The organism is Nocardioides sp. P4_G10 (assembly GCF_056401175.1).
Map to the genome: position 1 here is coordinate 106,122 of NZ_JBFUJV010000012.1, position 25,287 is coordinate 131,408.

The following is a 25,287-nucleotide window of genomic DNA, read 5'->3' on the forward strand; positions in this document are numbered from 1 at the left end:
GGCGTTGTCGCACACTCGACGGGCCCAGCGGCCCGCCTTCGGCGCTCCGCCTAGCCATCACACCCGCCTGGCGACGCTCGCGACGGCGTCGATCGGTGGATCGAGGCTGAACCCCGCCTCACCGCACCTGGACGATCCGGACGACGATCAGCTGATCGTCAGATGATCGTCCAGGTGTCGCCGCCGCCGATCAGCGACGCCAGACGGGCGGAGCGGTCGGCGGCGTCGCCATTTCCGGCCTCGGCGACGGCCACGGAGACCTGCTCGCGAGCCTGGTCGTCGTACGTCGGTCGCTCGACCTGGCGGAAGATGCCGATCGGCGAGGTGTTGAGGTAGCCGGAGTCGGTGAGCCGCGAGATCGCGAAGGCCATCGTCGGGTCGGGGCTGTGGGCGTCGTGGACCACGATGTCAGCCGCGTCCACGTCGGCGGTCGCCACGACCTGGACACCGCCGGTCGCGGTGTCGCGGACCAGGGCCTTCGCCCCGCGCCCGTCCTCGAGCGTGCTGCCGAACGTGACCGGCTCGCCGTGCACGAGCGGGATGATCGCGTCGGCCTTGGTGTCGGGCGACTTGATGGCGTCGAACGCGCCGTCGTTGAAGATCGGGCAGTTCTGGTAGATCTCCACCAGCGACGTGCCGCGGTGGGCGGCGGCGGCGGCGAGCACCGCGGTGAGGTGCTTGCGGTCGGAGTCGATGGTGCGCGCGACGAACGACGCCTCGGCGCCCAGGGCCAGTGACACCGGGTTGAACGGGTGGTCCAGGGAGCCCATCGGGGTCGACTTGGTGACCTTGCCGGTCTCCGACGTGGGGGAGTACTGCCCCTTGGTCAGGCCGTAGATGCGGTTGTTGAAGAGCAGGATCGTCATGTTGACGTTGCGACGCAGGGCGTGGATCAGGTGGTTGCCGCCGATCGACAGCGCATCGCCGTCACCCGTGACGACCCACACCGACAGGTCCTCGCGCGCCGTGGCGATGCCCGTCGCGATCGACGGCGCTCGGCCGTGGATCGAGTGCATGCCGTAGGTGTCGAGGTAGTAGGGGAACCGCGAGGAGCAGCCGATGCCGGAGACGAACACGATGTTCTCGCGGCGCAGGCCGAGGTCGGGCAGGAACGACTGGACGGCCTTGAGCACGGCGTAGTCGCCGCACCCGGGGCACCAGCGCACCTCCTGGTCGGAGGTGAAGTCCTTGCCGGTCTGCGGTCCGTCGGCCGCCGGCACCTGCTCGGTCCCGGAGCGCAGGCCGGGGAGGCCCAACTGGATGGGCGTGCCGGTCAGGGGGGTGCTCATCAGATGTGCTCCTTCTGGGTGGGCTCGCCCCACACGCCGAGCTCGACGTCGATGCCCTCCGCCTGCCCGACCAGCTCTCCGATCGCGTGGGCGAGCTCGGTGGCCTTGAGGGGCAGTCCGCGGACGTGGTTGTAGCCGACGGCGTCGACGAGGTACTTCGCGCGCAGCAGCAGCGACAGCTGGCCGAGGTTCATCTCGGGCACGAGCACCTTGTCGTAGCCCTTGAGGACCTCGCCGAGGTTGCTGGGGAACGGGTTGAGGTGGCGCAGGTGCGCCTGGGCGACCTGGTAGCCGGCCTTGCGCACGCGGCGTACGCCGGCACCGATCGGGCCGTAGGTGGACCCCCAGCCGAGGACCAGCACCTTGGCCTCGCCGGACGGGTCGTCGACCTCGACCAGCGGGATCGAGTCGGCGATCCGGTCGACCTTCGCCTGGCGCGTGCGGACCATGAAGTCGTGGTTGGCGGGGTCGTAGGAGATGTTGCCGTGCCCGTCGCCCTTCTCGAGGCCGCCGATGCGGTGCTCGAGGCCGGCCGTGCCCGGGATCGCCCACGGCCGCGCGAGCGTCTTGTCGTCGCGCAGGTAGGGCCAGAACTCGGCGTCGTCGCCGCTGCCGTGGTTCTTCTCGGTGGCGAAGTCGGGGTCGATCACCGGCAGGTCCTCGACGGCCGGGACCCGCCACGGCTCGGAGCCGTTGGCGAGGTAGCCGTCGGAGAGCAGCAGGACCGGTGTGCGGTAGGTGACGGCGATCCGGGTGGCCTCCACGGCCGCGGCGAAGCAGTCACCGGGGGACTGGGGCGCCACGATCGGCACCGGCGCCTCGCCGTTGCGGCCGAACATCGCCTGGAGCAGGTCGGCCTGCTCGGTCTTGGTCGGCAGGCCCGTCGAGGGGCCGCCGCGCTGCACGTCGACGACGACGAGCGGCAGCTCGGTCATCACGGCGAGGCCGATCGCCTCGGACTTCAGCGCCACGCCGGGCCCCGAGGTGGAGGTGACGCCGAGGTGGCCGACGTAGGACGCACCGATGGCGGCACCGACGCCGGCGATCTCGTCCTCGGCCTGGAACGTCGTCACGCCGAAGGACTTGTGCTTCGACAGCTCGTGGAGGATGTCGGAGGCGGGCGTGATCGGGTAGGTGCCGAGGAACACCGGCAGCCCGGACTGCACGCCGCCGGCGACGAGCCCGTAGGCCAGAGCGAGGTTGCCGGTGATGTTGCGGTAGGTGCCGGGCGCCATGACGGCCGGCTTGATCTCGTACTGGACGGCGAAGGCCTCGGTGGTCTCGCCGAAGTTCCACCCGGCCTTGAACGCCGCCAGGTTGGCGTCGCGGATGTCGGGCACCTTCGCGAAGCGCTTGGTGAGGAACGCCGTCGTCGGGTCGGTGGGGCGGCCGTACATCCAGGACAGGAGCCCAAGCGCGAACATGTTCTTCGCGCGGGAGGCGTCCTTGCGCGAGAGGCCGAACTCCTTGACCGCCTCGACCGTCATGCCGGTCAGGTCGACGGTGTGCAGGGCGTACTCGTCCAGGCTGTCGCCGTCCAGCGGGTTGTCGGTGTAGCCCGCCTTGGTGAGGTTGCGCGCGGTGAAGTCGTGGGTGTCGACGATGATCGTGGCGCCCTTGTGGAGGTCGCCGAGGTTGGCGCGCAGCGCGGCCGGGTTCATCGCGACGAGCACGTCGGGGGCGTCGCCCGCGGTGAGGATGTCGTGGTCGGCGAAGTGCACCTGGAACGACGACACGCCCGGGAGCGTGCCCTGGGGGGCGCGGATCTCCGCGGGGAAGTTGGGCAGCGTGACCAGGTCGTTGCCGAACGCCGCTGTCTCCTGGGTGAACCGGTCACCGGTCAGCTGCATGCCGTCTCCGGAGTCTCCGGCGAACCGGATGATGACGCGGTCGAGCTGCTTGACCTGCTTGTCGGTCTGGGTCACCTCTGCCCTGCTTCCTACGTGTCACGAGAGTCGTCTCCCAGCTGCCCACGATAGTCGCGGCCGGGGCGTGATCCCGCCGCTCCCCACGTGATGGACGCCTCCCCGGTACCCCGTCCGCGGCGTGCGTGACCCACGACACGCGCCCGAACTCCGGTCAATGTCATCGCGGTCGATAAAGTCATGTATCTTTCTCGACATTGCACCCCGATCGAGAAAGTCGAGCATCCCCCATGCAGATCCGTTCACGTGCCGCGCTTGCGGCCGCACTAGTCGGGGCACTGGCCCTGTCCGCCTGCGCCCCCGGTGGCGCCAGCAGCAGCGACGAGGATGACTCCAACACCATCCACATCGTCGGCTTCGCGGTCCCCGAGGCCGCCAACAAGAACATCGCCACGGAGTTCAACAAGACGCCCGAGGGTGAGGGCGTGAAGTTCCAGACCTCCTACGGTCCTTCGGGGGACCAGAGCCGCGCCGTCGCCGCCGGCCTCAAGGCCGACTACGTCCACTTCTCGGTCCCGACCGACGTCACCCGTCTCGTCGACGAGGGCCTCGTGGCGGACGACTGGGACGCCGGGGACAACAAGGGCGTCGTGTCGCACTCGGTCGTGGTGTTCGGTGTCCGCGACGGCAACCCCAAGAACATCAAGGACTGGGACGACCTGATCAAGCCGGGCGTCGAGATCGTCACGCCCAACCCCGCGTCGTCCGGTGCCGCGCGCTGGAACGCCCTCGCGGCCTACGGTCAGGTCATCAGCGACGGTGGCACCGAGAAGGAAGCCACCGAGTACGTCAACAAGTTCTTCAAGAACGTCGTGTCGCTGCCCAGCAGCGGTCGTGACGCCACCACCGCCTTCCTCGGCGGCACCGGTGACGTCCTGATGGCCTACGAGAACGAGGCGATCCTCGCCGCGCAGAACGACGAGGGCTTCGAGTACGTCCTCCCGGACACCAGCCTCCTGATCGAGAACGCGGGCGCCATCCTGGAGGACGCCTCCGAGCCGTCGCAGGCCTGGCTGGACTTCGTCCTCTCCGACGAGGGCCAGAAGCAGTTCGCCCTCACCGGCTTCCGCCCGATCCGCGACGACGTCGACTACGGCGGCACCGTCGAGGGTGCGGCCGACCCGTCCAACCCGTTCCCCGAGGTCGGCACGCTGCTGACGGTCGACGAGGACTTCGGCGGCTGGGACGAGGTGTCGACCAAGTTCTTCGACGAGGAGAACGGCCTGATCTTCGAGGCCATCCTCGGCGCCGGCCTCTCCCTCGAGTGACCTGCCGCGCCACTCACATCTGTCATGACCTCAACTGAGATCGCAGCGGTCCGACCGGCGAGGACTCCTCGCCGGTCGGGGCCGCGCTCCACGCTCACGCGGTCGTCGGGACTCGGGCTCGGCATCGCCATGATCTGGTTCAGCGCGCTGGTCCTGATCCCCCTGGCGGCCGTCGTCGTCACCGCCATCGACGGCGGCTGGGACGTCTTCTGGACGACCATCACCAACGGCCAGACCGCCGCCGCCATCAAGCTCACCGTCTTCACCGCCGCCGGCGTCACGGTCGTCAACGTCGTGATGGGCCCGCTCATCGCCTGGGTCCTGGTCCGCGACCGCTTCTGGGGCAAGTCGGTGCTGGAGGTGCTGATCGACATCCCGTTCGCGCTGCCGACCATCGTCGCCGGCCTGGTGCTGCTCTCGCTCTACGGCACCGACAGCCCGATCGGCATCGACATCGCCAACCAACGCCCGGCCGTGTTCCTCGCGTTCCTCTTCGTCACCCTGCCGTTCGTGGTCCGCATGGTCCAGCCGGTGCTCGAGGAGCTCGACCTCGACGTGGAGGAGGCCGCCGCCTCGCTCGGCGCGAGCCGGTTCACGACCTTCCGCCGCATCATCCTGCCCAGCCTCACGCCGGCCATCACCGCCGGCGCGGCCCTGTCCTTCGCCCGCGGCGTCAGCGAGTACGGCTCGCTGGTCCTGCTGTCGGGCAACCTCCCGTTCAAGACCGAGGTCACCTCCGTGCGCATCCTCAGCAGCATCGAGAACGACAACGTCGCGGCCGCCGCGGCCGTCGCGACGGTCCTGCTGGCCATCTCGCTCACGGTGATCGTGGTCCTGGACCTGATCCAGAGGCGGGTGGCTGCACGTGGCTGACACGCTGATCCGCCCGCCCGCCGAGGTGCCTCCCGTCGAGGAGCGCCGCAAGTCCCCGCGGGTGCGCAAGACCCCGGTCACCTACCTGCTCCGGTTCATCGTCACCGCCTACCTGTTCTTCCTGGTGGCGTGGCCGGTGTCCCTGGTCGTGACCCACACCTTCGACAACGGGTTCGAGTCGATCCGCCTGCTCCTCGAGGACCCCGACATGGTCGTGGCGCTGCAGCTCAGCGCGTACGTCGCGTTCTGGTCGGTGCTCATCAACACGGTCTTCGGCGTCGGCATGTCGCTGCTGCTCGTCCGCTACGAGTTCCCGGGCAAGCGACTGCTCAACTCCCTGCTCGACATCCCGCTCTCGGTGTCGCCGATCGTCGTCGGGCTCGCGCTGGTGCTGGTCTACGGCGGCCGCAACGGCTGGTTCGGCCCGACGCTCGCCGGCTGGGGCATCGACGTGATCTTCTCGACGCCAGGCATCATCATGGCGACGACCTTCGTGGCGCTGCCGCTGATGATCCGCGAGCTCGTGCCGGTGCTCGAGGAGATCGGCATCGAGCAGGAGCAGGCCGCCCAGAGCCTCGGCGCCAACGGGCTCCAGCGCTTCTGGCGGATCACCCTGCCCTCCATCAAGTGGGGCATCACGTACGGCGTCGTGCTGACGCTGGCCCGGTCGCTCGGCGAGTTCGGGGCGGTCAAGGTCGTCTCGGGCAACGTGCTCGGCCAGACCCGCACGGCGACCCTGGCGGTCGAGGAGAAGTACCTCAACTTCGACCAGCAGGGTGCCTACGCCACCGCCTTCCTGCTCGCGATGGTGTCCGTCGCCTGCATCGTCGTCGTCGGGATCCTCCGGCCCAAGAACAACCACTGACCTCCCCTGCACCCGCACCCCTGACCTCACACCCCTGATCGACCAGAGAGGCACCACCATGAGCATCGAAGTGACCGGCCTGAACAAGAAGTTCGGCGACTTCGTGGCGCTCGACGACGTCAACGTCACGATCCCGACCGGCCAGCTCACCGCCCTGCTCGGGCCCAGCGGCGGCGGCAAGTCGACCCTGCTCCGCATCATCGCGGGCCTGGAGAGGGCCGACACCGGCTCGGTCACCATCGAGGGCGTCGAGGCCACCCACCTGCCCGCGCAGAAGCGCAACGTCGGCTTCGTCTTCCAGCACTACGCCGTCTTCAAGCACATGACGGTGGCCAAGAACGTCGCCTTCGGACTCGAGATCCGCAAGCGCCCGAAGGACGAGATCGAGCACCGCGTCCAGGAGCTGCTCAAGCTCGTGCACCTCTCGCAGTTCGCCCACCGGCTGCCCTCCCAGCTCTCCGGCGGCCAGCGCCAGCGCATGGCGCTCGCTCGTGCCCTCGCGGTGGAGCCGTCCGTGTTGCTGCTCGACGAGCCGTTCGGCGCCCTTGACGCCAAGGTCCGCAAGGAGCTGCGCGACTGGCTGCGCCGCCTCCACGACGACGTGCACGTGACGACCGTCTTCGTCACCCACGACCAGGAGGAGGCCCTGGAGGTCGCCGACGAGATCGTCGTGATCAACGAGGGCCGCGTCGAGCAGATCGGCACCCCCGACCAGCTCTACGACGAGCCGGCCAACGACTTCGTGATGTCGTTCCTCGGCGAGGTGACCCACCTCGGTGGCGTCTCGCTCCGCCCCCACGACATCGAGCTCGAGTCCTCGCCCCAGCTGGCGGGGAGCGTCGAGGGCACGATCTCGCGCATGGTCCGGATCGGCTTCGAGGTGCGCCTCCACGTGCTGACCGTCGACGGCGACGAGGTGTCGGTGGTGGTCACCCGCGCCCACCAGCGGTCGCAGGGGCTCCAGGAGGGGAGCACCGTCTGGCTCACCCCTGCGGCTGGGGCGACCGTGGTGCCGCGGATGGCTGCGGCCGTCTGACCACCGCGGGCTCGGCCAGAAGGTCACGGATGCGTGTAGCGACGGTTACCGTGCGCCTGTGACCATCGCGACGACCGCCGACGAGCTGTGGGCCGCCGTCGAGACCTTCGACGCCGAGGCCGCGGAGGTCGCCATCGCCCGGCTCCTCTGGGACGTGCCGCTGTCCGGTGCGGTGACCGGAGTGGTCCTTCCGTTCCTGCAGGAGGTCGGCGACCGCTGGGAGGCCGGCACGATCTCGGTCGCCCACGAGCACTTCGTCAGCGACATGCTGCGCCGCACGCTGACCGCGCTGGCTGCGGTGCCCCCGGCCCCGGTGCTGGCGGACGCCACGGCGGTGGCGCCGGTCGTCCTCCTCGCCTGCCCGCCGGGGGAGCGGCACGACATGGTGCTGCTCTGCGTGGCGCTGATGCTGCGTGAGCGGGGCGTACGGGCGCGGTTCCTGGGGGCGGACACTCCGGTGCCGGCCATCCTCACCGCGGCGCGCGGCTCGCGCGCCGACGCCGTCGTGCTCGCGGCGACGCGGCCGACGATGTTCACCTCGCACGCGTCGGCGCTGCGCAAGCTCGCCGCCGACCACCCGCTGTACGCCGCCGGGCGCGGCGCGGACGAGCAGACGCTCGCCGAGATCGGGGCGCTGCCGCTGCCGGCCGACCCCGTCCGGGCGGTCGTGGTGCTCGTCGGTGCGCTGACCACGCTCACCAGTCGCTGGTGAAGCGCTGAGCCCCGCCAGCCCCCCAGGCCTGACGGGGCTCGACCCCATCCCCACATCTGCGATCGACGGTACGCCCGAGGTCGGGATTCGGTAAGAGGCGTTGCCTCACTTCACCGCTCAGGGTGGGAGAGGCCTAGACCATCCGCCGCGATGGCGGGGGTCACGTGTTGTGAAGCGAGTCACACCGTCTTTACTTTCGGTGGCCCCGACCGCCCTGCCTACACTCGTCGGTGACCCCGGTCGTTCAACCCCCGTGAGCGATCGGGGTCACCCATGCGCCGGCGCCGTTGCTGACATCTGGCGACGAGAAGAACGCCCCACGACCAACCCCCTGGTCGCGGGGCGTTCCCGTCTCCGGCGACGATGCAGGCGTCCCCCCGTGCGACTCCCGCACCCTCGCGTACGACCAACGTAGGCAGCGCGGCCGGCGGCGTCCCCGGCTTCGAGAGATCTTCGACGTTCCACACAGTTCAGCCACCGGCGCGCGCCCCACGCCCGTGGCCTGCGGCGTCAGCGGTAGTTGGTGAACTGCACCGCGAAGTCGTAGTCCTGCGACTTCACCAGCTGCTGGACGGCCTGCAGGTCGTCGCGCTTCTTCGACGAGACCCTCAGCTCCTCGCCCTGCACCTGCGCCTTGACGCCCTTGGGGCCCTCGTCGCGGATGAGCTTGGAGATCTTCTTGGCGTCCTCGGAGGTGATGCCCTCCTTGAGCGCGATGTCGATCTTGGAGACCTGGCCGGACTGGCGCGGCTCGGAGGCGTCGAGGATCTTCAGGCTCTGGTTGCGCTTGATCAGCTTGTCCTGGAAGACGCTGAGCACGGCGCTGGCGCGGTCGTCGGCCGAGGCCGTGATCTCGATCGCCTGCTCGCCCTTCCACTCGATGGACGCCCCGGTGCCCTTGAAGTCGAAGCGGTTCGCGATCTCCCGGGCCGTCTGGCTGAGCGCGTTGTCGACCTCCTGGCGGTCCAGCTTGCTCACGATGTCGAAGCTCGAGTCAGCCATGGTTGTGCCTCCTGAGGGGCTCGTCGCGGGGCTCGCCGCAGCGTGCCCCGGCAATTCGTGGTGAAGTGCGTGCCTTGCTATTGTTCCGCACGGCCCGGCAGGTTGCCCGAGCGGCCAAAGGGAGCTGACTGTAAATCAGCCGGCATTGCCTACAGAGGTTCGAATCCTCTACCTGCCACTGGACGTCGTCCAGTCGCGAGACCCCCGCACCGGTGTGCGGGGGTCTCGTGCGTCATGGGTCGTGGCTGCTTGACTGCCCGGATGGACGACGCCTCCCTCCACGACGCCGCCGCTCCGGACGAGGCCTGGCTCGACGCCGAGTGCCGGCGTCTGCTCGACTTCGGCCGACGCGTCGTGCACCCCCGGGGCGGTGCGGCGTGGCTCGACGACGACGGCGCGCCCGACCTCGACCGTCCGGTGCACACCTGGATCACGAGCCGCACCGTCCACGTCCACGGGATCGGCGCGCTGCTGGGCGTCGACGGGGCCGCCTCGACCGCCGCAGGGGCCCTCGACGGCCTGCGCGGCGTGCTCCGCGACCCCGAGCACGGCGGCTGGTTCGGCGAGGTCGGTCCGGGCGGCGAGCCCGACGACGCCAAGTCCTGCTACGCCCACGCGTTCGTGATGCTCGCCGGCTCGACCGCCGTCGTCGCGGGCCTGCCGGGCGCCGACGACGTGCTCGCCGAGGCGACGCAGGTCTTCGAGGAGCACTTCTGGGACGACGACCTCGGCCGTGTCGTCGACGAGTGGGACCGGGTCTGGACCACCCCCGTGCCCTACCGCGGCCTCAACTCGACGATGCACTCGCTCGAGGCGATGCTCGCGGTCGGCGACGTCACCGGTGACGACGTCTGGCACCGGAGGGCGGCCCGGCTGGCCGGCCTGGTGCTCGAGCTCGCACCGTCGTACGACGGCCGGCTGCCCGAGCACTTCGGCCCGGACTGGTCGGTCGACCTCGAGCTCAACAGCGACCGGCCCGACGACCCGTTCAAGCCCTACGGCGCGACCGTCGGGCACGGCCTCGAGTGGTCGCGGCTGCTGCTCCACCTCGAGGCCACCCTGGGCGACGCGGCGCCTGCCGGGCTGCTCGACACCTCGCGCCTGCTCTTCGACCGCGCGGTCGCCGACGGCTGGCACGTCGACGGCGCGCCGGGCTTCGTCTACACCACCGACTGGCAGGGCCGACCCGTCGTGCGCCAGCGCATGCACTGGGTGGTCGCCGAGGGCATCTCAGCCGCTGCGGCGCTGCACCGCCGCACGGGCGAGGAGGGCTACGCCCGGCGCTACGCCGAGTGGTGGGCCTACGCCCGCGACCACCTGGTCGACCTCGAGCGGGGGTCGTGGCACCACGAGCTCGACGCCGCCAACCGGCCGCAGGCCAGCGTGTGGCCCGGCAAGCCCGACCTCTACCACGCGGTGCAGGCGACCCTCCTCCCGCGACTGCCCCTCGCCCCGAGTCTCGCCCGTGCGGTGGCGATGTCGGGCGGGCTCCGCGCACCGGCATGATGGGGGCATGACCGACGCGCAGCCCCGGATCCTCGTCGTCGGCGAGGCGCTCGTCGACGTGGTGCCCGGCCCCGACGGCACGACCCGCGACCACCCCGGCGGCAGCCCCGCCAACGTCGCGATCACTCTGGGCCGGCTCGGGCGCGACGTACGTCTCGTGACGCTCCTCGGCGACGACCCGCGTGGTGACGCCGTGCGGGCGTGGCTGGAGGCCAGCGACGTCACCGTGCTCGCGGGCCCGACCGGCTCCGGCCGTACGTCGACCGCGGCGGTGACGCTCGACGAGTCCGGCGCCGCGACCTATGACTTCGACCTCGACTGGCACCTGCAGTCGGTGCCCGACGAGCCGTGCGACGTGCTCCACGTGGGGTCCATCGCAACGGTCCTCGACCCGGGCGCCGACACGGTGCTCGAGGCGTTCCGCACCCACCGTGGGCGGGCGCTGCTCTCGCTCGACCCGAACGCGCGCCCCGCGATCACCCCGGACCGCACCGGACCCGTCGCTCGCGTCGAGGAGCTCGTCGCGCTCGCCGACGTGGTCAAGGTGAGCGACGAGGACCTCCACTGGCTCCACCCCGACGACGACCCCGTCGCCACCGCCGCCCGCTGGGCCGAGGCCGGCCCCGGCCTGGTCGTCGTGACGCGCGGCGGTGCCGGCGCGGTTGCCGTGCGCCCCGGCGGGACCGTGCTCGACGTGCCCGGCGTGCCGGTCGCCGTGGCCGACACCGTGGGCGCGGGCGACACCTTCAGCGGCGTGCTGGTCGATGCCCTGCTGGCTCACGGCGTGCGCGGCGCAGGTGCAGCCGAGGCGCTCCGCGCGCTGACCGACCGCGACCTGCTCGAGGTCGTCACCACCGCCGCCATCGGCGCTGCGATCAACGTCTCCCGGCCTGGCGCCGACCCGCCGACGCGCGCGGAGCTCTCCGCCGCGCTCGGCGTGGACCACGAAGCCGGGCAGGAGTGACCGCGGAGCAGATCCACGACATCGGCAAGCGGCGGGCCTGGGTCATCTGGGGTGTCTCGCTCGCCGTCTACGTGCTGGCGGTGTTCAACCGCAGCTCGCTCGGTGTCGCGGGGATCATCGCGTCCGAACGGTTCCACATCAGCGCCACCAGCCTGGCGACGTTCACCGTGCTGCAGCTCGTCGTGTACGCCGGCATGCAGGTGCCGGTCGGGGTCCTGCTCGACCGCTACGGCTCGCGCGCCATGCTGCTGGCCGGCCTGGTGCTGATGAGTGCGGGCCAGCTGGCCTTCGCCTTCACGACCTCCTTCGGCGGGGCCGTCGCGGCGCGCGCCGTCGTGGGCGCGGGCGACGCGATGATCTTCGTGAGCGTGATCCGGCTCGTCACGATCTGGTTCCTGGTGCGGCAGGCGCCGATGGTCACCCAGCTCACCGGCCTGACGGGGCAGCTCGGCGCGATCGCCGCGGCCGGCCCGCTGTCGTACCTCCTCCACGAGCTGGGCTGGACGCGCACGTTCGCGCTGGCCTCCAGCCTCGGCCTCGTGCTGCTCGTCGCGGTCGTCGCGCTCGTCAAGGACTCGCCCTACCGGCGCGACGCGGTCGTCGCGATCAAGCTCCGGGCGCTCGCCCAGTCGGTCCGCACGGTGTGGGGCAACCCCGGCACGCGGTTGGGGATGTGGTCCCACTTCTCCTCCCAGTTCTCCGTCACCGTCTTCACGCTGCTGTGGGGCTACCCGTTCCTGGTGCAGGGCCTGGGTTGGTCCTCCGCCGAGGCGAGCACACTGCTGATGGCGATGACCGCGTGGGCCGTGGTGAGCGGGCTGGTGCTGGCGCGCCTGGTGGGCCGGCTGCCCTACTACCGCTCCTGGATCGTGGTCGGCGTCGTGCTGACGATGGTCGTGCCGTGGACCGGGGTGCTGCTCTGGCCCGGCGTCGCGCCGACGTGGCTGGTGGTCGTCATGGCGTTCGCGACGGCCAGCGGCGGACCGGCGTCGATGGTCGGCTTCGACCTGGCCCGCTCGTTCACACCCCCGCACGAGACGGGCCGCGCCAACGGGCTCGTCAACATCGGCGGCTTCACCGCGTCGCTGCTGACGATGGCCCTGATCGGCGTCGTCCTCGACCTGTCGTCCTCCGGTGGGATGGAGTCCTACACGCTCGGCGACTTCAAGCTCGCGATGTCCGTGCAGTACATCTTCTGGACGCTCGGCGTCGTGCAGACCCTTCGCTACCGCCGCCGCGGGCTGGCCCACCTCGCCCGGGTCCACCCCGGGTCGGTCGAGCAGATGCGGGCCGGCCACCCGTTCGTCCACCCGGGGATCGGCACGGAGGGCGTCTAGCCCTGGGCCAGCGGGTCCTTCGGGAGGTCCTGCGGGTTGACGACCGCGGGATCGACGAACTGGTGCGCGTCGCCCATGAACGTGTGGACGAAGCCGCAGCGGATGCAGATCACGCCCTCCGCCGAGCGGTTCAACCAGTCGAGGTCGAAGAACGTCATCCCGGTCGTCGTCATCTTCACCTCGCGCCGCGCGAACACCAGCCCCTCGCAGACGTGGCAGGCGAGGAAGGACTGGGTCGGCCGGATGAAGACGTGCACGGGACGAACGTAGCGGCGCGACGGAGCGGGGAGGCCACAACCGCCACACGTGTGGCGGGTGTCGCCTCCGGAGTCGCCGCGCGATCCCCGGCTGACCGGGGATTCCGTAGGTTGTCGGCCCGTGCAAGGCCTGACAAGTTCAGCGATCCCCGGCTGACCGGGGATTCATGGCCGCGCCGGGATCAGCCGATCTCGCCGTCCCCGTCGGGGTCGAGGTCGCCGGTGGGGTCCTCGGCGGTCGGGTCCTCGAGGAAGTCACCGCCGACGGGGTGGCCCTGCCAGGACACCATCTCCCAGCCGGAGTCGTGGTCGCCCTCGAGCACGACGAGCGCGGTGTTGTGGAGCGGCTGGGTCGGGGGCGGCGCGTCGGGGTGGGGTGTCATCCGGGTCGAGACCCAGGTGCGGAGCGCGGCCCCGTGGCTGACGACCAGCGCGGCGTCGTGGCCCGCCTCGACGATGGTACGGACGGCCGCGTCGTAGCGGGCGAGGAACTCCTCGCCGGTCTCGCCGCCCGGCATCCGGTGGGTGAGGTCGCCCTCGAGCCAGGTGGCGACGGCGCCGATGTAGCCGGCGACCGCGTCGTGGTCGCTGCGCATCTCGAAGTCACCGGCGTCGATCTCCTGCAGCCCGTCGAGCTGGACCGGCTCGATGCCGCGGTCCTCGGCGGTGGGGGCGGCGGTCTGGTGGGTACGCACCCGGCTGGAGACGTAGATCGCGTCGATCCGTTCGCTGGCGATCGCCTTCGCGGCCGCCGCGGCCTGGGCGCGACCGAGGTCGGTGAGGTCGAGACCGGGGTGGGCGGTGTCGAGCTCGCCGGAGACGTTGGCGTGGGTCTGGCCGTGACGCATGAGCAGGAGTCGCAAGAAGGGTCCTCTGAACGGAGCTGGTCGCTGGCTAGTCGTTGAACGGGGACGTCTTGCTGGAGGCGAGCTCGCGGGCCTGCTCCAGCGGCACGCCCTCCAGTGCCTCGGCGATGTCGGAGCCGACGTGGCTCACCTCGGTGCCGCGCTCGAGCAGCACCTGGGTGTGCACGAGGCGGTCGTCGTAGGTGTGCACCATCGTGAAGCCGTGGCCGGCGTCGACGCCCGACACGAAGCGGTCGACGGGCGCCGGGTCGATGGTGTAGCAGCTGGCCGCCGTCACCGAGACCGGTACGCCGGCGAAGGTCGACCACGTCGGCAGGTGGAGGTGCCCGGCCAGGATGCCGCGCACGTCCGTGCCGGTGATCACGTCGCCGAGCGCCTGCTGGTCGTGCAGCTCGATGAGCTCGGCGGCTCGGATCATCGGCAGCGGGAGCGGCGGGTGGTGCATCGCCAGCAGCGTGCCGTGCTCGGCAGGCGTGGCGAGGACGTCGGCCAGCCACGCCAGCTGCTCGGGGAGCAGCTCACCGTGGTGGTATCCCGGCACGCTGGTGTCGAGGGCGACGATCCGCAGACCGTCGACCTCGTGCACCCGGTCCTGGCAGCCCGCGTCGTCGGAGTCGAAGAGGGCCTTCGCGAAGGGTGCGCGCTCGTCGTGGTTGCCCATCGTCCAGACGAGCGTCGCGCCGATCCCGGCGGCGAAGGGCTCGACGATCGATCGGAGCCGGTCGTAGGCGTCGGGCTCGGCCCGGTCGGCGAGGTCGCCGGTGAAGACGATCGCCTGCGGTGCCGGTTGCACGGCCGCCAGCCGGTCGAGCGTCCGGCGCAGGTTGGCGTCGTTGTCGATGACGCCGTAGTGGAGGCCGCCGCCTCCGATGAGGTGCGGGTCGCTGAGGTGGGCGACGACGTGCCGCGGGGCGGCGTACTGGCCGAGCTGGATCACGGTGAGCAGCCTAGGACCCGGACGGGCGGGCCGGGAGCCCCAGCGGTACGTCAGCGCGCGGGCAGGATCCGACCGGTGACCTCGCCGAGGCTGATGCGGCCGCCGCCCGTGCTGGGCGCGGAGTAGCGCAGCGTCACCTCGTCGCCGTCCTCGAGGAACGTGCGCTCGCGCCCGCCGGCCGTGAACGGCTCCTTGCCGCCCCAGCTCAGCTCGAGCAGCGAGCCGCGCTGGTCCGGCTCCGGGCCCGAGATCGTGCCGGAGGCCCACAGGTCACCGGTGCGCAGGCTGGCGCCGTTGACGGTGGTGTGGGCCAGCATCTGCGCCGGCGACCAGTACATGTCGCGGTAGGGCGGACGGGCGACGACGTCGCCGCCGAGCACCACCTCCACCTCGATGTCGAGGCCGGCGGGCCCGTCGACGCGGAGGTAGTCGAGCACCGGCGGGTCGTCCTGGCCGGGCAGGTCGGTCCAGGCGGCCTCGAGTGCCGCCAGCGGGGTGACCCACGCGCTGACCGAGGTTGCGAACGACTTGCCGAGGAAGGGCCCGAGCGGGACGTACTCCCAGGCCTGGATGTCGCGCGCCGACCAGTCGTTGAGGCCCACGACACCGAAGGTGTGCCGCGCGAAGGCCGCCGTGGGCACCCGCTCGCCCATCGCGGACGGCACGCCGACCACGAAGCCGAGCTCGGCCTCGATGTCGAGGCGCTGCGACGGGCCGTAGGTCGGGAGGTCGTCCGTCGGTGCCTTGCGCTGCCCGCACGGGCGTACGACGTCGGTGCCCGACACGACCACCGTGCCGGAGCGGCCGTGGTAGCCCACCGGGAGGTTCTTCCAGTTGGGCAGCAGGGGCTCGGAGTCGGGCCGGAACATCCGGCCGACGTTGGAGGCGTGGTGCTCGGAGGCGTAGAAGTCGACGTAGTCGCCGACCACGAACGGCAGCAGCATCGTCACCGAGTCCACCGCTGCGAGCGCGGGCTCGACGAGGTCACGCTCGGTCTGGTCGGTGAGCAGGCCCGTCACCCACGCCCGGGTGGACTCCCAGACGGCCGGCCCGGCCGCCATGAACGGGTTGAGGGTGGGCTGGTCGAACAGCTCGTGCGTGTCGACCATGTCGGCGGCCGCGACGACGCTCAGGTCGAGCACCTGGTCGCCGATCCGCACCGCCACCCGCGGCCGTTCGCCGGAGCGCGCGAACACGCCGTAGGGCAGGTGGTCGACGTCGAACCCGGAGCCCGCGGCCCCCTCGACCCAGGTGGTGCGGCTCATCGGGGTGGTCATGCGGGGTCCTCCACGAGTCCGAGGGCGATCAGGTCGTCGAGCGGCTCCGTGACCGAGCACGAGCCGAACGAGGTGAACCAGCGACGCGCGGCGGCGACGCCGCCGTCGGCGAGGCCGGCCGAGAGTGCGGCGCCGTCGCGCTGCTCGAGCTGCGCGGTCGCGTCGTCGACCGAGCCGCCGTCCCACAGCGTCCTCGTCGCGGCCAGCACGTTGAGGAAGCCGTGCACGCCCCCGCCCTCGGGGTCGTGGCGGACGGCGCGGTGCAGCCCGGCCGTGGCCTTGAAGCGGGTCTCGCGGTCGAGCGCGGCGTCGATCCAGGCGGCGACGGTCGCGGAGTCCGGGACCAGGTCGTGGTCGACGTTGCCGAGGCGCAGCTTGAGGCGGTGCCCGCAGGCCGCGACCTCGTCGGCGGCGCTGAGCCAGGCGGCGGTGGCGGTCCCGGGCAGCTCGATGAAGAGGGGTACGTCGACCTCGGCCGCGCGCAGCGCGGCGTCGATGCGGCGGACGTTGCCCACCGGGTCGTCGACGTCGCGGACGGCGATCTCGACGGCCGCCACCTGCAGCCCGAGCCGGGTGGCCGCGCCGAGCGGTCCGGCGAGCTGGCCCGCTCCGCCGGTGACCACGACCGACAGCGGCGCACCGAACCCGCGGACGAGCGGCAGGTCGGTGTCGCGGAGCACGAAGCTGCCCACGAGGTCGGCCCACCACTCGCCACGGCGCCCGGTGTGGGCGGCGGTGGCGTCGTGGAGGGGCGCGTCGCCCGGGGGGAAGATCGCGGCGTCGTCGACGAGGCCGCGCCACTCCTCTGGCCAGGTGGAGGCCCGCGGTGCGGGATCGACAGGTGCGTGACTGGAGACCACGGGGCTACTCTAGCCACCAGATAGCGGACGCCTGCGTCCGATAGTCGGATGATTGGATCGCACCCCGATGGCCCACTACCGCGCACTCGGCCGGCTGCCCCGGCAGCGCCACACCCAGCTCCGCGACGACGACGGCCACCTCTTCCGCGAGGAGCTGATGGGGGAGGAGGGCTTCTCGTCCGACTCCTCGCTGCTCTACCGCCGGGGCGTGCCCAGCGCGATCACCGACAGCCGGGTGTGGGACCTGCCCGACCAGTCGCGCACGCCCAACCACCCGCTCAAGCCGCGTCACCTCAAGCTCCACGACCTGGAGACCGGGAGCTGCCCTGTCGAGGGCCGCCGGCTGGTCCTCGGCAACAACGACGTCCGCATCACCTACGTCGTCACCGGCACCGACCCCTCGCCGCTCTACCGCAACGCGATCGGTGACGAGTGCGTCTTCGTGGAGTCCGGCACAGGGGTCGTCGAGACCGTCTTCGGCGTCGTGCCCTACCGCGCCGGCGACTACGTGCTCGTCCCGCGCGCGACCGACCACCGCTGGGTGCCGACCGAGCCGTCGCGGCTCTACGCGATCGAGGCCAACAGCCACATCCACCCGCCCAAGCGCTACCTCTCGCGCTTCGGCCAGCTCCTCGAGCACGCGCCCTACTGCGAGCGGGACCTCCACGGCCCTGCCGACACCTTCCAGGCCGAGGGCACCGACGTCGACGTCCTGGTCAAGCACCGCACCAGCGCCGGCATCGTCGGCACCCGGCTGACCTACGCGACGCACCCCTTCGACGTGGTCGGCTGGGACGGCTGCCTCTACCCCTACACGTTCAACATCGAGGACTACATGCCGATCACCGGCAAGGTCCACCAGCCCCCGCCGGTGCACCAGGTCTTCGAGGGCTGGAACTTCGTCATCTGCAACTTCCTGCCCCGCAAGGTCGACTACCACGACCTCGCCATCCCGGTGCCCTACTACCACTCCAACGTCGACTCCGACGAGGTCATGTTCTACGTCGGTGGCGACTACGAGGCCCGCAAGGGCTCGGGGATCGGCATCGGCTCGATCAGCCTGCACCCCGGCGGCCACGCGCACGGTCCGCAGCCCAGCGCGATCGAGGCCAGCCTGGGGGTCCAGTACTTCGACGAGTCGGCCGTCATGGTCGACACGTTCGCCCCGCTCGAGCTGGGCGAGGGCGGCCTCACCGTCGAGGACCCGGCGTACGCCTGGACCTGGGCGGGGCGCGGCCCCAGTCCCGCGGGTGGTGCGGCCGGCGACGACGGCGGCCCGGCGGTCTACAGCAACAGCTGAGGCCGCCGCCGGCCGCGGACCACTCCTTCGGGTGATCGTTAGCGTGGCGAGCATGACGACCGCCGCGCTGCCGCCCTGCGTCTTCCTGCTGTTCGGCGCCCGCGGAGACCTCGCGGCGCGCAAGCTGTTCCCGGGGCTCTACCGGCTCGCCGCGGCCGGCCGGCTGCCCGAGGACTACGCCGTCATCGGCAGCGGGCGGCACTCGCCCGGCTCGGACGACGACTTCCGCGACGAGGTGCGCGAGGGGCTGCGCGAGTCGGTCGACGACCTCGACGAGGACGTCGCGCGCGTCCTGCTCGACCGGGTGTCGTTCCGGACCTCCGACGCCGACGACGGCGCGGACCTCGCGGCCCGGGTGCGGGAGGTCGAGGAGGGCCTCGGGGACGACGTGCGCCGCGTCGTCTACCTGTCGGTGCCGCCGACCGCGATGTCCGGGATGGTCGGCATGCTCGGGCGCGAGGGGCTGGCCGAGCGGGCCCGCCTGGTGATCGAGAAGCCCTTCGGCCTCGACCTGCAGTCCTTCGAGGAGCTCGACCGGGACGTGCACGAGGTCTTCGAGGAGGAGCAGGTCTTCCGCATCGACCACTTCCTCGGCAAGGAGGCCGTGCAGAACCTGCTGGCGCTGCGCTTCGCCAACGCCCTCTTCGAGCCGGCGTGGGACCGCCGCAGCATCGCCTCGGTGCAGGTCGACGTCCCCGAGACGCTGGCGATGGAGGGCCGTGGCTCGTTCTACGAGTCGACCGGCGCGCTGCGCGACATGGTCTCCACCCACCTGTTCCAGATCCTCGGCGCGGTCGCCCTCGAGGACCCGGGGGAGTGGTCGGCCGACGCCGTACGACGAGCTCGGGCCGCGGTCTTCGCCGACGTCCGTCCGCTCGACCCGGCGCGCGTCGTGCTCGGGCAGTACGACGGCTACCGCGACGAGGAGGACGTGGACGAGGACTCCGACGTCGAGACCTTCGTGGCGCTGGAGGCGTGGGTCGACAACGACCGGTGGCGGGACGTGCCGTTCCTCCTGCGCACCGGCAAGGCGATGGCCGAGACCCGGCGCACCGTCACCCTCCGCTTCCGTGCGCCCGACTCGACGGTCTTCGGCGGCGACGGCCTGCGGCGCGACGAGCTGGTCCTGGAGCTCACCGACGAGGCCCGGATCCACGTCGACCTGCTCGGCAAGCGACCGGGACCGGAGATGGAGCTCGCGCCGGCCACGATGCGCCTCGACCTGGGCGAGGAGCTTCCGGACGACGAGCCGCTGGAGGCCTACGAGCGGCTGCTCCTCGACGTGCTCGCCGGCGACCACACGCTGTTCGCCCACGCCGACGAGACGCGGCGCCTGTGGGAGGTGTGCCAGCCGGTGCTCGACGACCGGCCGGCGCCGCTGCCGTACGACCAGGAGTCGTGGGGACCGGCCGAGGCGCTCGACCTGCCCGAGGGCGGTTGGCGGCTCGGGAGCGGCGACGCCGATGGCGAGTGAGGGCGTGCGGCGCGTCGACGCCCCCTGACCTCCGCTCTCGCGGGTGGCGGCGGATTGCAGGTGGGGGTGCCGGGGCGGTGCGATGTGCCGCCACCGTGGCGGGTTGCCGTGTGTGGGTGGCGGCGGATTGCAGGTGAGGCTCCGCGGCGGTGCGATGTGCCGCCACCCCCCGGACATCCGGTGACTTCAGCGAGCCGCGGCCGCAGACGTCGTGGCGGGTCAGGACGTCCAGGCGTGCCAGAGGGCGGCGTACTCCCCGCCGAGGTCGAGCAGCTCCTCGTGGCTCCCGAGCTCGACGATGCGACCGTCGAGGACCACCGCGATGCGGTCGGCGTCGTGGGCGGTGTGGAGCCGGTGGGCGATCGCCACGACGGTGCGGCCCTCGAGGAGGTTGTTCATCGACCCCTCGAGCGTGCGCGCGGTGCGCGGGTCGATGAGCGACGTCGCCTCGTCGAGCACGAGCGTGTGGGGGTCGGCGATGATCAGGCGGGCCAGCGCGACCTGCTGCGCCTGGGCGGGCGTGAGGAAGAAGCGGCCGGAGCCGATCTCCGTGTCGAGCCCCCCGGGCAGCCGCTCGACCCAGGCCAGCCCGCCGACCGCTGCGAGCGCCTCCCGCACCGCGTCGTCGGAGGAGTTCTCGCGGGCCAGCACGACGTTGTCCCGCACGGTGCCGATGAAGACGTGGTGCTCCTGGGTGACGAGCGCGACCTCGGTGCGCAGCACCTCCAGGGGCAGGTCGACGAGGTCGACGCCACCGACGCGGGCCGAGCCGGTGCGGGGGCGGTTGATGCCCGACAGCAGCCGGCCGAGCGTCGACTTGCCCGACCCGCTGGGGCCTACGACCGCCAGCCGCTCGCCGGTGCGCAGGCGCAGGTCGACGCCGTGCAGCACGTCGTGGCCCTCGCGGTAGGCGAAGCGGAGGTCGTCGGCCACCAGCTCGACGCCGTCCGGCAGCCGGTCGCCGGGCTCCCGGTCGGGCGGCACCTCGGCGATGCCGAGCAGCCGGCTGGTCGAGGCCGCGCCGACCTGGAGGCGGTCGACCTCGCCGATCACGGCGTCGAGCGGCTCGGCCAGCGCGACGACGTACAGCAGGGCGGCGGTGATCTGGCCCAGGTCGACCCAGCCCTGGCTGTAGCCGTAGGCGCCCGCGACGAGCGTGACGACCTGCGGCACCTGGAAGGCGCCGTTGAGCGCCGCGAAGAGCACGTTGCGCAGCGTCATGCCGTAGCGCTCGGCCTGCGCTGAGACGGCGATGTCGTCGGAGCCCGCCTGCACCCGGGCCTGCGAGAGGCCGAGCGCCTCGACGGTGCGCGAGCCCTCGACGGTCTCGGTGAGCGTGGTGTTGATGCGGGAGTACGTCGCGCCCTCGGTGATGTACGCCTTCGGCGCACGCCGCAGGTAGGTGCGGACGGCCGGGGTGCACAGCGCGAAGACGACGAGCGCGGGCAGCGCGAGCACGAGCGAGTTGAGCATCATCGCCACGATCGACAGCACGACGGTCATCAGCGAGATCAGCAGGCGCGGGACGCCCCATTGCACCGAGCGCGCCATCGTCCCGACGTCGCGGGTGACGCGGGTGACGAGGTCGCCCGTGCTCGCTCCCTCGACGCGGCCGACCGGGAGCCGCAGGATCGTGCTGACCACGTGCTCGCGCGCGGAGGCGAGCAGGTCCTGCCCGAAGTGGGTGGAGGTCCACTGGGCGCCGAAGGTGAAGACCGACTGCAGGATGACGACCCCGACCACGGCCAGGGCGAGCGTGTCGAGGCCGGCCGCCGCGGCGCCGGCGTCGTCGACCCGGTTGACCAGCGACCCGAGCAGCCGCGGGATCACCAGCGCGGAGCCGGCGGCGAGCGCGTTGAGCAGGACCAGCAGCGCGAAGGAGCGCTTGCGGGTGCGCACCAGGTCGCCGAAGAAGGCGAGCACGGCGCGGTTGCCCGACACGGGCCAGCCGCGCACCGGGTTGCGCGAGGCGACGTAGACGTCCTCGGCGCGCTGCCGGCGCAGGTCGTGGCGCTGCCAGAGGGCGCGGTTGCGCGCGCGCAGCCCGACGTGACCGGGAGGATCCAGCTCGGGCGGGACGGGCGGCGGGTCGCCGGCCCGGTCGCGCCACGTGCCGGCGGAGCTGGCGAGGAGGTCGGTGGTCATCGGACCGACTCCTCCTCGTCGAGCTCGCGGATGACGACGCGCCGGTAGGCCTCGTCGTCGGCGAGCAGGTCGGCGTGGCGGCCCTCGGCGACCACGGTGCCGTCGTGGAGGAGCGCGACGCGGTCGGCGTGGTGCAGCCACAGGGGCGAGACGGTCGTGACCACGGTCGTACGACCGCGTCGGGCCTCGGCGACCCGGGCCGCGATGCGGGCCTCGGTGTGGGCGTCGACCGCGGAGGTCGGCTCGACCAGGACGAGGACGGGTGCGTCGGCGGCCATGGCGCGGGCGAGCACCACCCGCTGGCGCTGGCCGCCGGACAGGCCGCGGCCGCGCTCGTCGAGCTGGCCCTGCCAGCCCTCGGGCAGCGCGTCGTAGACGTCCTCGGCGCTGGCGATGCGCAGCGCCTCCTCGGCCTGCTCCCGGGTCAGCCGGGCGTGCGGGTCGACGGCGTCCTGGAGGGTGCCGGCGAAGAGCTGGCTCGTGGCGTCGCTGACCAGCACCTGGCGTCGTACGTCGTCGAGGAGGGCGTGGGAGAGGTCGACGCCGCCGAGGGTGACGCCCCACTCGCGGCGCACCCGCTCCTCGTCCTGGGCCGCGATCCGGGCGCGTTCCTCCGCCCGCTCGGCCCTCGAGCGACGGGCGGCGCGTCCCTTGGTGCCGGTCTCCTCGACCGAGGGGACCGGCTCGGTGTCGGCGGGGAGGTAGCGGCCGAGCCGGTCCGCGAGGGCCGCGCTCTGCTCCGGCACGGCGCTGACGACGACGGTCAGGATCCCGGGCTCGACGGTGAGGCCGCTCGCCACGTCGTGCAGCGGCGCGCTGCCGTCGAGGGAGACCGGGACGGCCGGGTCGTGCCACGGGGGCTGCTCGTCGAAGAGCACGATCGCCCGGCGGGCGCTGACCAGCGACCGCACGCCCTTCTGGGCGAACTCGAAGAAGGTCCGGATCGGGCCGACCATGAAGAGGCCGTAGCCGAGGAACGTGATGAGCTCGCCGACGGTGAGCAGGCCGTCCTCCACCTGCCGCGTGCCGAGCCACACCAGCGCCACGAGGAAGATGCCCGACAGCAGCACGCCGACGGCCTCGACCACGGCCTGCCAGATGCCGGCGGCGACACCGGCCTCGCGCGCCGACTGCGACTGGCGGGCGTAGTTGGTACCGAAGGTCTGCTCGCCGCCGATGCCGCGCAGGATCCGCAGCCCGGCCACGATGTCGGTGGCCAGCGAGGTCAGGTCGGCGGTGCGTGCGCGCTCGAGCTGCTGGCGGCGGTGCAGCGGCCGCAGCAGCGGCAGCGCCGCGCCGACGAGGACCGGCGCCGCGACCAGGGTCAGCAGCCCGAGCTGCCACGACATGGTCAGCACGATGAAGGCCACGGTGAGGTACGACGCCAGCTGGCCGACCGTGCGCGCCAGGATCTCGCTGAGCGCACCGAACTCGTCGGAGTCGCTCGAGGCGACGCTCAGCACCTCACCGGTCGGCGACCGGCGGGGCAGCACGTGGCCCATCTGCGCCACCTTGCGGGTGACCATCTCGAGGGCGCCGTAGAGCGCGACCAGCCAGCTGCGCACCACGAGGGTGTGCGACACGACGCCGAAGACGCCGCCGATCACGACCACGAGGAGCAGCAGCGCCGCCCAGCCGGCGAGGGCCGCCTCGGAGCCGCCGACGATGCCCTGGTCGACGGCACGGCCGAAGATCCACGGCCCCAGCGTCATCGGCAGGAACCACAGCGCGTAGCAGAGGGACGAGAGGGCGATCAGGCCCATCTGGCGCCCCAGGATCCAGCGCAGGAACGCCAATGGCGACCGGGTGTCGGGGTCCGGCGTGGGAGCGGCGTCCGTGCCCGTGTAGAACGTCGCGATCCGAGGTGGGTAGTCCTGCATCTCGTGTCGAACCCTAGGTGCGGGAGCCGCGCGGGCACGAACCGTTATCGACCGGGCTCAGGCCGCGCCGTAGGCCGGGTAGTCGGTGTAGCCCTCGGCGTCGCCGCCGTAGAACGTCTCGGGCCGCGGCGGGTTGAGGGGCAGGCCCTCGGCGAGGCGGCGCGGCAGGTCGGGGTTGGCGATGAAGGACCGGCCGAAGGCGGCGGCATCGATGAACCCCGTGCCGAGCAGTCGCTCCGCCTTGGCGACGTCGTAGCTGCCGGCCCCGACGATCGGGCCGGGGTGGGCCGCGCGCAGGGCACGGCGGTAGTCGTCGTCGAGCTCCGGGCCGCCGGCCCAGTCCGGCTCGGAGAGGTGCAGGAAGGCGAGGTCGCGGCGGCCGAGCTCGCCGGCGACGTACAGCCCGGCCTCGGCGCCCTCGGGGTCCTCGGTCCCGTTGAACGAGCCGATCGGGGAGATCCGGATGGCGACGCGGTCGGCGGACCAGGCGTCGACGACGGCGTCGGTGACCTCGAGCATCAGGCGGGCGCGGTTGGTCAGCGAGCCGCCGTACTCGTCGGTGCGCAGGTTGCTGTCGGCGGCCAGGAACTGGTGCAGCAGGTAGCCGTGGGCACCGTGGATCTCGACGAGGTCGAAGCCGGCCTCGCGGGCGTTGACGGTCGCGCGCCGGTAGTCCTCGAGCACCCGCGGGACCTCCTCGAGTCCCAGCGGCCGCGGGACCGGGCAGCTGACCCGGGTCGGGCGACCGTCCTCGCCCCGGACGGTGGTGCGGTTGCGGTAGGGCCCGTCGCTCGCCGACACGGGCAGCTCGCCGCCGTGGAAGGACTCGTGCGAGACCCGGCCGACGTGCCACAGCTGGGCGGCGATGAGCCCGCCGGCCTCGTGCACGGCGTCGGTGATCCGGCGCCAGCCCACGACCTGCTCCTCGCTGTAGATGCCGGGGGTGTCCATGTAGCCCTTGCCCTCCGGGCTGATCTGCGTGCCCTCGGAGATCAGCAGGCCGGCGGCAGCGCGCTGCACGTAGTACTCGCGCATGAGGTCGTTGGGAACGTCGCCCGGCGACGTGGCGCGCATCCGCGTGAGGGGAGCCATCAGCACGCGGTTGTCGGCACGGACCGCGCCGAGGGACAGGGGCTCGAAGAGGGAGGGCACGACAGCCGCCAACGGGCCCGGTCGGTCCGCTATTCCGAGCCCCGCCCGACGGTGACCCGGGTCACGCCCGGCGTGCGACCGGACACCCACGACCACCTGCGCGCGTTCACCCTTGCGGGTACCGTGGCGGTCGATGACCGACGTCGAGGTGCTTGCTCCGCGTGACGTCCCACTGGGAGGTCCGCGGGCCATGCGCGTACGACGCACGCTCCCGCAGCGCCACCGCTCGCTGATCGGGGCCTGGTGCTTCGTCGACCACTACGGTCCCGACGAGGTCGACCGGACGGGCGGGATGGTGCTCCCGGCCCACCCGCACACGGGGTTGCAGACCGCCAGCTGGCTCTTCGGCGGCGAGCTCGAGC

At 72.0% G+C, this 25,287-nt stretch carries 22 protein-coding genes and 1 tRNA gene; 12 read left to right on the top strand and 11 right to left on the bottom strand.

The features are described from left to right. Positions 1-158: 158 nt before the first annotated feature. Both AC1DP1_RS13955 and AC1DP1_RS13960 read right to left on the bottom strand, forming a co-directional pair. On the bottom strand, positions 159-1,289 hold the full coding sequence (locus tag AC1DP1_RS13955; protein WP_477507337.1) for a 2-oxoacid:ferredoxin oxidoreductase subunit beta: 1,131 nt from the start codon (positions 1,287-1,289) through the stop codon (positions 159-161). Further along, on the bottom strand, positions 1,289-3,214 hold the full coding sequence (locus AC1DP1_RS13960) for a 2-oxoacid:acceptor oxidoreductase subunit alpha (RefSeq protein WP_477507338.1): 1,926 nt from the start codon (positions 3,212-3,214) through the stop codon (positions 1,289-1,291). Before AC1DP1_RS13960 ends, AC1DP1_RS13955 begins: the two co-directional genes overlap by 1 nt. A 230-nt stretch (positions 3,215-3,444) precedes the next feature. On the opposite strand from AC1DP1_RS13960, the gene AC1DP1_RS13965 reads away from it, so the two are divergent. The 5 genes from AC1DP1_RS13965 to AC1DP1_RS13985 are packed head-to-tail and all read left to right on the top strand — an operon-like array spanning position 3,445 to position 7,968. Next, entirely contained in the window at positions 3,445-4,482 is a 1,038-nt protein-coding gene (locus tag AC1DP1_RS13965) for a sulfate ABC transporter substrate-binding protein (protein WP_477507339.1), read from the top strand. Between the two features lie 24 nt (positions 4,483-4,506). Continuing rightward, complete coding sequence (gene cysT / locus AC1DP1_RS13970; RefSeq protein ID WP_477507340.1) at positions 4,507-5,355, top strand: sulfate ABC transporter permease subunit CysT; 849 nt, start codon at positions 4,507-4,509, stop codon at positions 5,353-5,355. Next, positions 5,348-6,220: a sulfate ABC transporter permease gene (locus AC1DP1_RS13975; RefSeq protein ID WP_457185693.1), complete on the top strand. Its 873-nt coding sequence runs from the start codon at positions 5,348-5,350 to the stop codon at positions 6,218-6,220. The genes cysT and AC1DP1_RS13975 overlap by 8 nt, the downstream gene beginning before the upstream one ends. A 58-nt stretch (positions 6,221-6,278) precedes the next feature. Beyond that, entirely contained in the window at positions 6,279-7,256 is a 978-nt protein-coding gene (locus tag AC1DP1_RS13980; RefSeq protein ID WP_457185695.1) for a sulfate/molybdate ABC transporter ATP-binding protein, read from the top strand. Between the two features lie 58 nt (positions 7,257-7,314). After that, positions 7,315-7,968, top strand: a complete 654-nt coding sequence (locus tag AC1DP1_RS13985; protein ID WP_477507341.1) for a cobalamin B12-binding domain-containing protein — start codon at positions 7,315-7,317, stop codon at positions 7,966-7,968. Positions 7,969-8,478: 510 nt separating this feature from the next. Here the strand turns inward: AC1DP1_RS13985 and AC1DP1_RS13990 are convergent. After that, positions 8,479-8,970, bottom strand: coding sequence for a YajQ family cyclic di-GMP-binding protein (locus tag AC1DP1_RS13990; protein ID WP_191194441.1), 492 nt, complete (start codon positions 8,968-8,970; stop codon positions 8,479-8,481). Positions 8,971-9,066: 96 nt separating this feature from the next. Between AC1DP1_RS13990 and AC1DP1_RS13995 the strand changes: the two genes are divergently transcribed. The 4 genes from AC1DP1_RS13995 (at position 9,067) to AC1DP1_RS14010 (ending at position 12,777) form a co-directional block, all read left to right on the top strand. Continuing rightward, positions 9,067-9,148: transfer RNA gene (locus tag AC1DP1_RS13995), tRNA-Tyr, on the top strand. Between the two features lie 83 nt (positions 9,149-9,231). Next, a complete protein-coding gene (locus AC1DP1_RS14000) occupies positions 9,232-10,476 on the top strand; it encodes an AGE family epimerase/isomerase (RefSeq protein ID WP_477507342.1) in 1,245 nt (414 codons plus the stop codon). 7 nt (positions 10,477-10,483) lie between these two features. Beyond that, positions 10,484-11,440, top strand: coding sequence for a carbohydrate kinase family protein (locus AC1DP1_RS14005; protein ID WP_477507343.1), 957 nt, complete (start codon positions 10,484-10,486; stop codon positions 11,438-11,440). Beyond that, complete coding sequence (locus AC1DP1_RS14010; protein WP_457185703.1) at positions 11,437-12,777, top strand: MFS transporter; 1,341 nt, start codon at positions 11,437-11,439, stop codon at positions 12,775-12,777. Before AC1DP1_RS14005 ends, AC1DP1_RS14010 begins: the two co-directional genes overlap by 4 nt. Here AC1DP1_RS14010 and AC1DP1_RS14015 read toward each other — a convergent pair. The 5 genes from AC1DP1_RS14015 to AC1DP1_RS14035 all read right to left on the bottom strand — a co-directional run bounded on the left by AC1DP1_RS14015 (position 12,774) and on the right by AC1DP1_RS14035 (position 16,974). After that, positions 12,774-13,034 carry a hypothetical protein gene (locus AC1DP1_RS14015; RefSeq protein WP_457185705.1) on the bottom strand — a complete coding sequence of 87 codons (261 nt, stop codon included), beginning with the start codon at positions 13,032-13,034 and terminating at the stop codon, positions 12,774-12,776. The genes AC1DP1_RS14010 and AC1DP1_RS14015 overlap by 4 nt on opposite strands. A gap of 182 nt (positions 13,035-13,216) precedes the next feature. After that, entirely contained in the window at positions 13,217-13,897 is a 681-nt protein-coding gene (locus AC1DP1_RS14020) for a histidine phosphatase family protein (protein ID WP_477507344.1), read from the bottom strand. 31 nt (positions 13,898-13,928) lie between these two features. After that, positions 13,929-14,837: a phosphodiesterase gene (locus tag AC1DP1_RS14025; protein ID WP_477507345.1), complete on the bottom strand. Its 909-nt coding sequence runs from the start codon at positions 14,835-14,837 to the stop codon at positions 13,929-13,931. Between the two features lie 50 nt (positions 14,838-14,887). Continuing rightward, positions 14,888-16,114: a fumarylacetoacetase gene (gene fahA, locus AC1DP1_RS14030; RefSeq protein WP_477507346.1), complete on the bottom strand. Its 1,227-nt coding sequence runs from the start codon at positions 16,112-16,114 to the stop codon at positions 14,888-14,890. Beyond that, on the bottom strand, positions 16,111-16,974 hold the full coding sequence (locus AC1DP1_RS14035; protein WP_477507347.1) for a hypothetical protein: 864 nt from the start codon (positions 16,972-16,974) through the stop codon (positions 16,111-16,113). Before AC1DP1_RS14035 ends, fahA begins: the two co-directional genes overlap by 4 nt. A gap of 52 nt (positions 16,975-17,026) precedes the next feature. On the opposite strand from AC1DP1_RS14035, the gene AC1DP1_RS14040 reads away from it, so the two are divergent. Continuing rightward, positions 17,027-18,274: a homogentisate 1,2-dioxygenase domain-containing protein gene (locus AC1DP1_RS14040; RefSeq protein ID WP_477507348.1), complete on the top strand. Its 1,248-nt coding sequence runs from the start codon at positions 17,027-17,029 to the stop codon at positions 18,272-18,274. 52 nt (positions 18,275-18,326) lie between these two features. Then, entirely contained in the window at positions 18,327-19,748 is a 1,422-nt protein-coding gene (zwf, locus tag AC1DP1_RS14045) for a glucose-6-phosphate dehydrogenase (RefSeq protein ID WP_477507349.1), read from the top strand. Positions 19,749-19,967: 219 nt separating this feature from the next. Here the strand turns inward: zwf and AC1DP1_RS14050 are convergent, their stop codons facing one another. The 3 genes from AC1DP1_RS14050 to nemA are packed head-to-tail and all read right to left on the bottom strand — an operon-like array spanning position 19,968 to position 24,925. After that, positions 19,968-21,893, bottom strand: coding sequence for an ABC transporter ATP-binding protein (locus tag AC1DP1_RS14050; RefSeq protein ID WP_477507350.1), 1,926 nt, complete (start codon positions 21,891-21,893; stop codon positions 19,968-19,970). Next, on the bottom strand, positions 21,890-23,773 hold the full coding sequence (locus AC1DP1_RS14055; RefSeq protein WP_477507351.1) for an ABC transporter ATP-binding protein: 1,884 nt from the start codon (positions 23,771-23,773) through the stop codon (positions 21,890-21,892). The genes AC1DP1_RS14050 and AC1DP1_RS14055 overlap by 4 nt, the downstream gene beginning before the upstream one ends. Positions 23,774-23,830: 57 nt before the next feature. Then, positions 23,831-24,925 (bottom strand): N-ethylmaleimide reductase, encoded by a 1,095-nt coding sequence (gene nemA, locus AC1DP1_RS14060; protein ID WP_477507352.1) that lies wholly within the window; start codon positions 24,923-24,925, stop codon positions 23,831-23,833. 133 nt (positions 24,926-25,058) lie between these two features. On the opposite strand from nemA, the gene AC1DP1_RS14065 reads away from it, so the two are divergent. Beyond that, positions 25,059-25,287: pirin family protein (locus AC1DP1_RS14065; protein WP_477507353.1), on the top strand; the 229-nt coding region annotated here is incomplete at its 3' end.

What these genes read in the sequence shown, in the direction of transcription:
- AC1DP1_RS13955 (WP_477507337.1), bottom strand. Translation starts at nt 1,289, where the DNA reads ATGAGCACCCCCCTGACCGGCACGCCCATCCAGTTGGGCCTCCCCGGC.
- AC1DP1_RS13965 (WP_477507339.1), top strand. Translation starts at nt 3,445, where the DNA reads ATGCAGATCCGTTCACGTGCCGCGCTTGCGGCCGCACTAGTCGGGGCA.
- cysT (WP_477507340.1), top strand. Translation starts at nt 4,507, where the DNA reads ATGACCTCAACTGAGATCGCAGCGGTCCGACCGGCGAGGACTCCTCGC.
- AC1DP1_RS13980 (WP_457185695.1), top strand. Translation starts at nt 6,279, where the DNA reads ATGAGCATCGAAGTGACCGGCCTGAACAAGAAGTTCGGCGACTTCGTG.
- AC1DP1_RS13990 (WP_191194441.1), bottom strand. Translation starts at nt 8,970, where the DNA reads ATGGCTGACTCGAGCTTCGACATCGTGAGCAAGCTGGACCGCCAGGAG.
- AC1DP1_RS14000 (WP_477507342.1), top strand. Translation starts at nt 9,232, where the DNA reads ATGGACGACGCCTCCCTCCACGACGCCGCCGCTCCGGACGAGGCCTGG.
- AC1DP1_RS14005 (WP_477507343.1), top strand. Translation starts at nt 10,484, where the DNA reads ATGACCGACGCGCAGCCCCGGATCCTCGTCGTCGGCGAGGCGCTCGTC.
- fahA (WP_477507346.1), bottom strand. Translation starts at nt 16,114, where the DNA reads ATGACCACCCCGATGAGCCGCACCACCTGGGTCGAGGGGGCCGCGGGC.
- zwf (WP_477507349.1), top strand. Translation starts at nt 18,327, where the DNA reads ATGACGACCGCCGCGCTGCCGCCCTGCGTCTTCCTGCTGTTCGGCGCC.
- AC1DP1_RS14050 (WP_477507350.1), bottom strand. Translation starts at nt 21,893, where the DNA reads ATGACCACCGACCTCCTCGCCAGCTCCGCCGGCACGTGGCGCGACCGG.
- AC1DP1_RS14055 (WP_477507351.1), bottom strand. Translation starts at nt 23,773, where the DNA reads ATGCAGGACTACCCACCTCGGATCGCGACGTTCTACACGGGCACGGAC.